The 10,576-nt window shown below is 66.5% G+C and carries 12 protein-coding genes, 1 tRNA gene and 1 rRNA gene; 5 read left to right on the forward strand and 9 right to left on the reverse strand.

Annotated features, from left to right (window positions below; all coding sequences use genetic code 11):
* A 16S ribosomal RNA gene (locus Q0693_RS06405) occupies positions 1 to 121 on the forward strand; the annotation flags it as partial.
* Positions 122 to 208: 87 nt separating this feature from the next.
* Positions 209 to 691: an NUDIX hydrolase gene (locus Q0693_RS06410; RefSeq protein WP_243031508.1), complete on the forward strand. Its 483-nt coding sequence runs from the start codon at positions 209 to 211 to the stop codon at positions 689 to 691.
* Here the strand turns inward: Q0693_RS06410 and meaB are convergent.
* Genes meaB through Q0693_RS06430 form a run of 4 tightly spaced genes read right to left on the reverse strand, consistent with a single transcriptional unit; the run spans position 688 to position 4,075 of the window.
* Positions 688 to 1,632, reverse strand: coding sequence for a methylmalonyl Co-A mutase-associated GTPase MeaB (meaB, locus tag Q0693_RS06415; RefSeq protein ID WP_243031507.1), 945 nt, complete (start codon positions 1,630 to 1,632; stop codon positions 688 to 690). The genes Q0693_RS06410 and meaB overlap by 4 nt on opposite strands.
* Positions 1,633 to 1,664: 32 nt before the next feature.
* The gene (locus tag Q0693_RS06420; RefSeq protein WP_243031506.1) at positions 1,665 to 2,039 is read right to left on the reverse strand and encodes a RidA family protein; all 375 of its coding nucleotides are present in this window, start codon (positions 2,037 to 2,039) and stop codon (positions 1,665 to 1,667) included.
* 4 nt (positions 2,040 to 2,043) lie between these two features.
* Positions 2,044 to 3,861, reverse strand: coding sequence for a serine/threonine-protein kinase (locus Q0693_RS06425; RefSeq protein ID WP_298630086.1), 1,818 nt, complete (start codon positions 3,859 to 3,861; stop codon positions 2,044 to 2,046).
* A gap of 1 nt (position 3,862) precedes the next feature.
* A complete protein-coding gene (locus tag Q0693_RS06430) occupies positions 3,863 to 4,075 on the reverse strand; it encodes a hypothetical protein (RefSeq protein ID WP_015716565.1) in 213 nt (70 codons plus the stop codon).
* An 86-nt stretch (positions 4,076 to 4,161) separates the two neighbouring features.
* Between Q0693_RS06430 and murA the strand changes: the two genes are divergently transcribed.
* Positions 4,162 to 5,457: a UDP-N-acetylglucosamine 1-carboxyvinyltransferase gene (gene murA, locus Q0693_RS06435; RefSeq protein WP_298630098.1), complete on the forward strand. Its 1,296-nt coding sequence runs from the start codon at positions 4,162 to 4,164 to the stop codon at positions 5,455 to 5,457.
* Between the two features lie 19 nt (positions 5,458 to 5,476).
* Here murA and Q0693_RS06440 read toward each other — a convergent pair whose 3' ends face one another.
* The gene (locus tag Q0693_RS06440) at positions 5,477 to 5,923 is read right to left on the reverse strand and encodes a hypothetical protein (RefSeq protein ID WP_298630100.1); all 447 of its coding nucleotides are present in this window, start codon (positions 5,921 to 5,923) and stop codon (positions 5,477 to 5,479) included.
* A gap of 92 nt (positions 5,924 to 6,015) precedes the next feature.
* Here Q0693_RS06440 and prfB point away from each other — a divergent pair.
* Positions 6,016 to 7,114 (forward strand): peptide chain release factor 2 gene (gene prfB / locus Q0693_RS06445; RefSeq protein WP_243031501.1). Its coding sequence is split into 2 segments (ribosomal slippage): positions 6,016 to 6,066 and positions 6,068 to 7,114, totalling 1,098 coding nucleotides; the frame shifts between segments, so codons are not numbered across the junction.
* Between the two features lie 22 nt (positions 7,115 to 7,136).
* Here the strand turns inward: prfB and phoU are convergent.
* The 3 genes from phoU to Q0693_RS06460 are packed head-to-tail and all read right to left on the reverse strand — an operon-like array spanning position 7,137 to position 9,396.
* Positions 7,137 to 7,799, reverse strand: coding sequence for a phosphate signaling complex protein PhoU (gene phoU, locus Q0693_RS06450; RefSeq protein WP_243031500.1), 663 nt, complete (start codon positions 7,797 to 7,799; stop codon positions 7,137 to 7,139).
* 14 nt (positions 7,800 to 7,813) lie between these two features.
* Complete coding sequence (locus Q0693_RS06455; protein WP_243031499.1) at positions 7,814 to 8,707, reverse strand: ATP-binding protein; 894 nt, start codon at positions 8,705 to 8,707, stop codon at positions 7,814 to 7,816.
* Positions 8,704 to 9,396 carry a response regulator transcription factor gene (locus tag Q0693_RS06460; protein WP_298630103.1) on the reverse strand — a complete coding sequence of 231 codons (693 nt, stop codon included), beginning with the start codon at positions 9,394 to 9,396 and terminating at the stop codon, positions 8,704 to 8,706. Before Q0693_RS06460 ends, Q0693_RS06455 begins: the two co-directional genes overlap by 4 nt.
* 91 nt (positions 9,397 to 9,487) lie before the next feature.
* Here Q0693_RS06460 and Q0693_RS06465 point away from each other — a divergent pair.
* Positions 9,488 to 9,562, forward strand: a tRNA-Val gene (locus tag Q0693_RS06465).
* Between the two features lie 221 nt (positions 9,563 to 9,783).
* Here Q0693_RS06465 and Q0693_RS06470 read toward each other — a convergent pair.
* The coding region (locus Q0693_RS06470; RefSeq protein ID WP_298630105.1) for a type III-A CRISPR-associated RAMP protein Csm5 at positions 9,784 to 10,576 on the reverse strand (793 nt) is incomplete at its 5' end.

The raw sequence follows: 10,576 nt of genomic DNA on the forward strand, positions 1-10,576 counted from the left end.
GAGCGGGTTCTACCCGAAGTCGCCGGGAGCCTTAGGGCAGGCGCCGAGGGTAGGGCTCGTGACTGGGGCGAAGTCGTAACAAGGTAGCTGTACCGGAAGGTGCGGCTGGATCACCTCCTTTCTAAGGAGCAACCAAGGCCCTGCTCTCCCCTTTTTTAGGTCCTTTGGGGGCGCCTTCGGGCGCCCTTTTTTGTTGCCGGGAGGAGGAGTGCGAAGGAAGCGACAGGTCCGGGTGGCCAGGAAACGGGTGGTGTCCGCCGGGGGCGTGGTCCTGCGGGGGAGGGGGCCGGAGGTGTTGGTGGTGTCCCTGAAGGGGGGACGGGTGGTGACCCTGCCCAAGGGCCAGGTGGAGCCCGGGGAGCGCTACCCGGAAACGGCGGTGCGGGAGGTGCGGGAGGAGACCGGGGTGGAGGCGGCGGTGCTTTCCCCTTTGGGTAAGGTGCGCTACTACTTCACCGTGAGGAACGGGGGAGAACCGGTTACGGTGAGCAAGGAGGTGCACTATTTTCTCATGGCCTACCGGGGAGGCGAGCCCAAGCCTCAGCTTTCCGAGGTGGAGGCGGCCTTCTTCCTACCGGTTTCCCAAGCTCTGGAACGGCTTTCTTATCCCAACGAGCGGGAGATGCTGCGCAAGGCCCTGGCCCGTTGGCGCCCCTCCCGGCTGGATTCCTCCCCGGGGCCCGAGGCCTAGGGGTGGGCCTTGGGGTCCAGGAGGGCCCAGGCGGCCTCTTCCGGGGAAAGCTCCCCCCGGGCCACCCTGGCTACCAGGTCCTCTGCGCCTTGGGTCCTCTTCCGCCCCCACTCCTGGATGACGCTTTCCACCTCAAACCGGGCCCGCTCCAGACGGTGGGCCTCGAGGAGCCCGTGGGCCAGGAGGTGCTGATAATGGGCTTCCAAGCCCTCAAAAAGGGCTTCCACCCCTTCCCCCGTGGCCGCCACCGTGGGGTAGATGGGGGGGCGCCAGCCCCCGGGGCGGGGTGGGGCTAGCTCCAAGGCGCTTTTCAGCTCCTGGATGATCCTCTCCCCCCCGGGTAGGTCAAACTTGTTCACGGCGAAGAGGTCGGCGATCTCCATCACCCCGGCCTTGAAGGCCTGCACCGCATCCCCCGCCGCCGGGGTGAGGACCAGCAAGGTGGTATCCGCCACCCGGGCGATGTCCACCTCGCTTTGGCCCACCCCCACGGTTTCCACGAAGATGCGGTCAAAGCCGAAGGCCTCCAGGAGGGCCAAGGCGGCCACGGTGGCCCCCGCCAGGCCCCCCAGGGCTCCCCTCGAGGCCAGGGAGCGGATGTAGACCCCAGGGTCCTGGTGGTGGCGCATCATGCGGATGCGGTCCCCCAGGATGGCCCCCCCGGTGAAGGGGCTGGAGGGGTCCACGGCCAAAACCCCCACCCGCTCCCCCCGCTTCCGGGCTTCCAGGATCAGGCGGTCGGTGAGGGTGCTCTTGCCGGCCCCAGGGCTTCCCGTGACGCCCACCACCTTGGCCCGGGCCTGGCCCCGCAGGCGCTTAAGGAGCTCCTGGCCCCAAGGGTGCCCCGCTTCCACCAGGGTGAGGGCCCGGGCCAAGGCCCGCACATCCCCTTGGTGGAAGCGATGGAGAAGCTCTTCCACATGGCCTTCCTGGACCGTCATGACGCTATTGTACGCTTTTTTGCCCCGGTGCCTTAATCCGCCAGGGCAAGGCAGGCCACCTCCACCCGGACCCCCTTGGGCAGGGCCTTCACCGCCACCGTGGCCCGGGCGGGGTAGGGGGGAGAGAAATAGCGGGCGTAGACCTCGTTGAAGAGGGGAAAGTCCTCCATGTGCGAAAGGAAGCAGGTGGTCTGTACCACCCGGGAGAGGGAGGAGCCCGCCGCCTCGAGGATGGCCTTGAGGTTTTCCATCACCTGTTCCGTCTGGGCGCGGATATCCCCCTCCACCAAGGTGCCGTCGGGCCTTAGGGGGATCTGGCCGGAGACGAAGACCAGCCCACCCGCCCGCACCGCTTGGGAGTAAGGGCCGATGGCTTGGGGGGCTTTATCGGTGCTGACCGCTTCCATGCCCCTATCCTACGCCAAAGCGGAAGAGCTTCCCCGCCAGGTTGGCCACCAACACCTCCTGGGCCAAGGGCAAAGGAGGTACCTGGACCGCCCCTAGGCCCGTGGCCTCAAAGACCACCTGCCCCCTTTGGTCCACGGCCAAGAAACGCCCCTCCTCCGTGGCCACATAGACGTGGCCGGCAGCATAGGAAAGGCCTGCGGTTACCTTTCCCACCTCGAGGCTCCACACCTCCTCCCCCGTGGCCTGGTCCAGGGCCCTTAGGATCCCGTCCCAGGCGGCCACGTACACCCGTTCCTCGTCCAGGGCCAGCCCGCCCCAGATCTCATCCTCCACGGCGGTGTTCCAGAGGGTTTCCCGGGTCAAGGGGTCAAAGGCGTAAACCTCCCCCTCCCAGGTGGGGATGAAAAGCACCCCTCGGTAGGCGGCCACGGGGGCGTGCACGGGACCGGTTTTCACCTTGTAGCGTAGCGCTCCCGAGTCCGGGTCCAGGGCGTAGAGGAACCCGTCCTCCGAGGCCAGGAAAAGGAGGCCCCGGTGGAAGGTGGGGCTGGCGGAAAGGTGCCCCCCCGCCTGGAAGCGGTAGAGGAGGCGGTCCCCCGCAAAGGCGTATAGGCTTCCATCCCGGCTGGCCACGAAGACCCGCTCCCCCAGGACCAGGGGGGCGGCGGTGATCTCCGCCCCGGTTTCCGCGCTCCACTCCAAGGCCTGGCCTCGGAAACGGCGCACCCGGCCGTCCCAGGCGGCCACGTACACCCCACCCCGGACCACGGGGGGAGCGGTGACCTCTTCGGGAAGGGGTTCCCGGCGCACCGTTCCCGAAAGGAGGTCCACCTCCACCAGGCCCCGCCCCGCCCCCAGGTAGACCCGGCCGTGGGCCTGGACCATCTCCCCGGGCCAGGCGGCCTCCCCGCCCAGGTCCACCTTGCCCTTGAGGGAAAGCCTGCGGGGGTCGGGGGCCAGGGGGTAGTGGCCCGAGCGGCTGGACCCGGCCCGCGGAGTGGAAAGGCGGAGGGCCTGGAACTCCTGCAAGGGGCTTTGGAAGAGGCTGGGGTGGGAGGGCCTTTCCTCCGGGTGCTTGGCCAGAAGGGAGAGCACCGCCTCGGCCACCCCCGGGGGGATGGTGGGGTTCAGGGTCTGGGGGGGCTTGGGGGGCTCGTAGACGTGCTGGAACAAGATGGCCTGGTCGTTCTCCCCTTCAAAGGGGGGCTTGCCGGTGAGGGTGCGGTAAAGGACCGCCCCCAGGCTGTAGAGATCGGCCCTGGGGGTAAGGGGCAGGCCCTTGGCCTGCTCGGGGGCCATGTAGGTGGGGGTGCCCAGGGTGTAGCCGGTGCGGGTGAGGTGGCGGCTTTCCTGCAGGAGGTAGGCCAGGCCGAAGTCCATCACCTTGGGGTAGCCTTCCTTGGTGAGGAGGATGTTCTTGGGGGTGAGGTCCCGGTGGAGGATGCCTTGGGCGTGGAGGTGGGCCAGGGCCTCCATCACCTGGATGGCGGCTTCCAGGATGCGCTCCCCTTCCGGACCCTCCTCAAAGGGGCCCAGGCGGTCAAAGGTGCCCCCTTCCACCAGTTCCATCACGAAGTAGGGGCGCCCCTCCACCTCCCCTAGGTCCAACACCTGGACGATGCCCGGATGGAAGAGGCGGGAAAGGGCCCGCACTTCCAGGAGGAACCGCTCCCTCTCGGGGGGCAGGGCCCGGGGATGGAGGAGCTTCACCGCCACCTTGCGCCCCAAGCGCTCGTCCACCGCCCGCCACACCTCGGCCATCCCCCCGGAACCCAAGGAGGCCTCGAGGCGGTACCTTCCGCCCAGGACCATGCCCGTCATTTTATTCCTCGGGCTCCAGTTGTTTGAGGAGCTCGGCCAGCTCCTCTTTGTTGCCCTCGAGTTCCTGCACGATCTTGGCGATGGCCAGGCGCACCACCTCCGACTTGGAAACCAGCCTCTCCGGGCTGGAAAGGGCGTAGGCCGCCCGGGTGAGGAGGGCGTCCTGCTCCTCGGAGATGACCACCTGCAGCCGCTTTTTTTCCTTCTTGGGCATACCTTCCCTTGCAAGAGTGTAGCAAAGAGCGCAGGCCCTTGACAATGTGGACCAGCCCTTTTATCCTCACCTTGAGTAAGGTGTGTATGATGCTCAAGGACTCGCGGCGGGGCAGCAGGATCTTGCGGATTGAGGGAGGCCAGCCCCTTTCCGGCGAGTTGCGCATTTATCCAGCCAAAAATGCCGCTTTGCCCATCCTGGCAGCCAGCCTCCTCACCCCCGAGCCCATCACCCTTCTGGAGGTGCCGAGGCTCAGGGACGTGGAGGTGATGCTGGAGCTCTTAGCCCACCTGGGCACCCGTTACCAGTGGGAAGGGCGCACCCTGCACCTGCACACCCCCGAGATCCAGAGCACCCATGCCCCCTATGAGCTGGTGGGCCAGATGCGGGCCAGCTTCATCGTCTGGGGGGCCCTCCTCGCCCGGGTGGGGGAGGGGCGGATCTCCCTGCCGGGAGGGTGTGCCTTCGGGGCCCGGCCCGTGGACCAGCACGTGAAGGCCCTAAGGGCCTTGGGGGCGGAGGTGGTGGAGGAGGAAAACACCTTCCACGCCCGTAGGACCCGGCCCCTAAGGGGGCGGGTGGTCTTTGACCTGCCCACGGTGGGAGGTACGGAGCAGGCCATGCTGGCCGTGGCCTTGGGGGGCGAGGCCACCTTGGTCCAGGCGGCGGTGGAACCCGAGGTGGAGGACCTGGGGCATTTCTTGCAGATGCTGGGGGTGGAGGTCCAGGGCCTGGGTAGCCCCATCCTGCACATCCGGGGTGCCCGGCGGCTGGGCGGAGGCACCTACCGCATCATCCCCGACCGGATCGAGGCCGGCACCTACCTCCTGGCAGCGGCGGCCACCCGGGGGTCCATCACCCTCTTTGAGGCCCGCCCCGACCACCTGGATGCCCTTTTGGACAAGCTGCAACAGGCCGGGCATAAGGTGGAGGTGGGCCGGGATTGGGTAAGGCTAAAGGCCACTTCCCACCCCGAGCCCTTCGCCGTGGAGGCCCGGGAGTACCCGGGCTTTCCCACGGACCTGCAGCCCGTCGTCACCGCTTACCTGGCCACGGTGCCCGGGCAGAGCACCATCATGGACCGGGTCTACCCGGATCGCTTCACCCACGTGGGGGAGCTGGCCCGGATGGGGGCCGAGCTTTACCTTCGGGACCGCACCCTCTTGGTGAACGGGAAGCGGTTGCACGGGGCCCAGGTGAAGGCCTTGGATATCCGCGCCGGGGGCGGGCTGGTGGTGGCCGCCCTGGCGGCGGAAGGGGTTTCCGAGATCGAGGGGGTGTACTTCCTGGAGCGGGGCTACGAGCACCTGGAGGAACGGCTAAGCGCCTTAGGGGCCAGGGTGAACCTGGCGGAGGTGCCCTTGGCCCTGGCGGCGGACTAGGGGGTCCTAGGAGAAGGCCTTAGGAAAAGGGGCGCAAGGCTTCAGGGAAGCGGAAGAAGAGGCGCTCCCGCTCCAGCTCGGGGCTGTACCCTTTTTCCACGTAGCCCGCCAGGCGTAGGGCCTCCAGAACCTCCTGGGCCACGGCCCGATCCCCTTCCAGCTTGGCGGTGAGAAAGGCCAAGGCCTCCTCTTCCTCATCCCCTTCCCCCACAAACTCCCGGTACTCCTGGTCCAGGGTTCGCATGAGGGCGGTGAGGTCCAGGGGCTTGGAGAGGAAGACCCACCGGGCTTTTTCCCCGGGAAGGTAGTGGGCGTAGCCTTGGGCCTCCAGGGCCTCGGCCAGCCTCTTGGCCTCGCTGGCGGAGGCGCCTTTTTCCTCCAGAGCGCGCACCAGGCCCTCCCGTTCCCCGTCCAAGCCCTGGGGGAAGCGGGTACGGAGTTCCTGCGCCAGCCGCTTAAGATCCACGGTTCACCTCCTTTTGGTTAGCATAAAATATGCGCGCGGTAATGTAAAGGGTCCTTGTGATTCCCTGCTGAGTCCCCTATACTGGGGAAGGTATGGACCTGGATCTTCTCGCCCTGCGCCTGGAAAACCTCCGGGGGTATCTTTGACATCCCCGGTAAGGAAGCCCGTCTAAAGGAGTTGGAAGGGCGCCTCGAGGACCCGGCCCTCTGGCAGAACCCGGAGGAAGCCCGGCGGATAAGCCAGGAGGCCGCGCGCTTACGGCGCACGGTGGACACCTTCCGTTCCCTAAAGAGCGATCTGGAGGGCCTTCTTGAGCTCTGGCAGGAGTTCCCCGCGGAGGAGCGGGAGGCCTTGAGGCCCGAGCTGGAGGAGGCGGCCAGGAAGCTGGAGGACCTTTACCACGAAACCCTCCTCTCCTTCCCCCATGCGGAGAAGAACGCCATCCTCACCATCCAGCCCGGGGCAGGGGGCACGGAGGCCTGCGACTGGGCGGAGATGCTCTTAAGGATGTATACCCGCTTCGCCGAGCGCCAGGGTTTCCAGGTGGAGCTGGTGGACCTGACCCCAGGGGCGGAGGCCGGCATTGACTACGCCCAGCTCATCGTGCGGGGGGAGAACGCCTATGGCCTCCTTTCCCCAGAGGCCGGAGTCCACCGCCTGGTGCGCCCCTCCCCCTTTGACGCCTCGGGGCGCCGCCACACCTCCTTCGCGGGGGTGGAGGTGATGCCCGAGGTGGACGACACCGTGGAGGTGGTGATCCGGCCTGAGGACCTGCGCATTGACGTGTTCCGCTCCCAAGGGCACGGGGGCCAGGGGGTGAACACCACCGATAGCGCGGTGCGCATCGTTCACCTGCCCACGGGGATCACCGTCACCAGCCAGGCCACCCGGAGCCAGATCAAGAACAAGGAGCTGGCCATGAAGGTGCTCCGCTCCCGCCTGTTTGAGCTGGAGTGGAAGAAAAAGCAGGAGGAGCTCCGCAAGCTCCGGGGTGAGGTGCGGCCCATTGAGTGGGGAAGCCAGATCCGCAGCTACGTGCTGGACAAGCAGTACGTGAAGGACCACCGCACGGGCCTCATGCGCTTTGACCCCCAGAACGTCCTGGATGGGGACCTCCTGGACCTCATCTGGGCAGGGTTGGAGTGGAAGGCGGGCCGCCGCCAAGGGGTGGAGGAGGTGGAGGCCGAGTAGGCCCCCACCCCTTGGCGGCCTATCAGTAGACGTCCTCGGGGGACCTGTAGACCTCGCCCGTAAGCCAGTAGATGACCCTTTCCGCCACGTTTTCCAGATGGTCCCCTAGGCGCTCGTAGCTGCGGGCCACCCGCATGAGGGTCAGGGCCTTGGTGAGGGTGCGGGGGTCTTCCAGCATGTAGGTGATGAGTTCCCGGGTGACCTCCTCGTAGAGGCTGTCCACCTGGTCGTCCATGGCCAGGACCTGGCGGGCGAGGGCGGGGTCCTTTTCCGCCACCGCCTTGCCCAGGGTGTCCATCATCTCCAGAAGGCGTTTGGCCATTTCCTGGAGGATCACGTACCGCTTAAGCGGTGGATCCTGGGACAGAAGGAGGGCATCTTCGGCCACGTGCATGGCGTAGTCCCCGGCCCGCTCCAGGTCGGTGAGGGCCTTGATCACCGTGAAGATGAGGCGCAGGTCCGAGGCCACCGGCTGGTGGCGGGCGATGAGGGTGATGGCCTGGTTCTCAATCTTCAGCTCCAGGGCATCCACTTCCCGGTCCTTGACAATGACCTCCTCCGCCTTGGCCCGGTTGCCCTCCACCAGGGCCTCCGTGGCCTCCTGGGTCATCTCCCGCACCAGGGAGAGCATCCTTAGGGTTTCTTCCAGGAGCTCGTTTAGCGTCTTGTCCAATACTTCCCGCATGCTGCCTCCTTTCCCTAGTGTAGAGGAAGAGCCACGCCAAAGACGTTTTCCTCCCCCTCCCTATGGGCGTAAGCTTCCCCGCCTAGGCCCTGGGCGATCCGCCGCACCAGGTAAAGCCCTAAGCCTTGGCCCGCCCCCCCTTGGAACCCCCGGTGACGGGGGAGGAAGAGGGCCTCGTAATCGGGGAGCTCGGGCCCCTGGTCCCGGACTTCCACCCGCAAACCTCCTGCCGCCTCCCGGGAGAGGAGGCGGATGGGATCCCGGCCGTACTTGAGGGCGTTGTCCAAGAGGTTCAGGAGGATTTGGAAGAGGGCCTCGGGATCCGTGTGGACGGTATGGGGTAGGTGAACCTCCAGTTGCCTTCCCTCAAGCCTTTCCCGGAAAAGTTTCTGCAGGCGGGGCCAGAGCTCTTGCAGGACAAAGGTGCGCTTGGGGCCGGGTTGGGTTAGGGAGAGGTCCCGCACCAGCCGAGAAAGGCGGGCCACCTCGGCCTTGAGGAGGTCCAGCACCTCCTTCTCCTCCCGGGTTTTGGGGGTAAGGACCTCCAGGAGGGGCCCCATCCCCGCCAAAGGGGTGCGGAGCTCGTGGGCCAGGGCCTGGGTGGCTTCCTCTAGGGCCACAAGGCGCTCATGGAGCTCGGTCTCGTCCAGGAGGTAGAGCCGGCCCGGCAGGGCCTTGGCCCTCAGGGTGCGGCCCCGCACCTGGAGGGTGCGCTCCCCTCCGTGGAGGGCCAAGGCCTCGAGGCGGTGGTCCCGGAGGGCCAAGAGGAGGGGGCGGCCCACCACCCTTTCCCGTTTCACCTGCAAAAGCTCCGCCGCCTTGGGGTTCAGGTAGAGGACCTGCCTTTGCTGGTGGAGAACCAACCCCTCCAAAGCTTCCTCCCAGGCCTCGGTCAAAAGCTCCTTCACCCTTCCCCCTCGGTCGGCTTCGTGGGTGTCTTGAAGCGGTACCCCATACCCCGCACGGTCTCCAGGAAACGGGGGGCCTTGGGGTCCTCCCCCAGCTTTTCCCGTAGCTGGAGCACGTGCTGGTCCACGGTCCGGGGGGTACCCAGGTAGTCGTGGCCCCATACCGCTTCCAGGAGCTCCTCCCGGGAGTAGACCCGGCCTGGGCGCTGGGCCAGGAAGGCCAAAAGTTCAAACTCCCGCCGGGTGAGGGGAAGGGGCTGGCCCTCGAGGCTGGCCTCTTTCCGCTCTAGGTCCAGGACCAAGGGCCCATGCTTGAGCACCTTCCGCTTGCCCGCGCGCCGTAAGAGGGCCTCGAGGCGGGCCAGAAGCTCTTCTGTGGCGAAGGGCTTCACCAGGTAGTCGTCGGCTCCGCGGGAAAGCCCTTCCACCCGGTCCCGCACCTCGGCCCGGGCGGTGAGCATCAGAACGGGCAGTTCGGGGAAGGGGCCTTGGCGCATCCGATCCAAAAGCTTTGTCCCGGGCTCGTCGGGAAGCATCCAGTCTAGGACCACGGCTTCCGCCTCCTCCAGAAGCCGCCAGGCCTCCCCCACGGTGGTGGCCTCCAGCACCCGGTGCCCGGCTTTCTCCAGGGCCAGCCTCACCCCTAGCCGCACCGCGGGCTCGTCCTCCACCAGAAGGACCGTGGCCATGCCTTCAGTCTAGCCCCCTCTTTGTCAGAGGAGGGTCAGGCGCCTTGCTTGACAGGCCTCCTGGCCCCGTGCTACCCTGCAAAAGGCTTAGGGGCGGCTAGCTCAGCGGAAGAGCGCTCGCCTCACACGCGAGAGGTCGTAGGTTCAAGTCCTACGCCGCCCACCACCATGGGAAGGGAAAAAGCCCGGGGTTTGACCCCGGGTTTTCTGCTTTTCACCCTTGCGACGTGTTCAAGCCAGGCCAAAGACCCTTCGCCTGGCAAAGGGTTCCATGACAGGCTTCGCCGTAGGGTAGCCTGCGGACGCTAAACGGGGCAGGGGCCCAGCAGGGCCTCTTCTTTTTGGCTCGGTTGGCTTTGGGGAAGATGGTGGGGGGTTACCCGGTTGTCAGAGGGAAAGCAGGCGCCCGACGGCCCATCCTAAGGGGTAGCCATCCCTGGGCTCGAGGCTTCCCGCCGTCTTGCGGGTTGTGGGTTCTGGGCCCTCGGGATGCTCCTCCGGCAATGGGAGCGTTAGGCATATGGCCAGCCGTCCCGAGCCAAACCCCAGGCGGATTGGGAAGACGTCCCGGTCCTTAAGGCGCTCCTCCAAGCGGTGGTACACCTCCAAGGCCTTGACCAGCTGGTGATCCTCAGCAATGCGCCTTTCCCACTCGGCCACGAGGGAGTAGTATGCCCGCAAGGCCTGGACCAGCTTTGCTGGGGGTATGGGTTGGGCCACGCCCTGGTGTTGGGCAAGCCCAGGCTGGTAGCGAAAGAGGAAGTGGAACTTGCTTCCCATGCGGAAGGTCTCCGCCAGGAGCACGGTTCCCCTCATCGTGCCCTTGGGGTGGGAGATGCCAATGCGGTTTAGAAAACCTCCCCCGGGGTTGGGGTCCGTGAGGCGTACGGCGCGGAAGGGGTCGGCGTAAAGGTTGGGTTCCGGACGCCCCCCCTTCCCGGGTTTTAGGTAGCCTAGTACCGCCGCCTCAAGGTGTTGATTGAGTTGGAGTTCTTCCTTGGATTTGAGTTTAAACTTTGGGGGTACCACCTTGGGTTCGCCCCGGGCCTTTCTAAACTGCCACCGGCCCTCTTGGAAGACCACCTCCTCGCCCCGGTGCAACAGGGTGTGGAAAAGCCACACGGTGCGTAGGGCCCCTTCTACACTGGAGCCGGGGAGGTAAGGGCCTTGCGGGCTTTGC

It is taken from the genome of uncultured Thermus sp. (assembly GCF_938010445.1).
Taxonomy (GTDB): domain Bacteria; phylum Deinococcota; class Deinococci; order Deinococcales; family Thermaceae; genus Thermus; species Thermus altitudinis.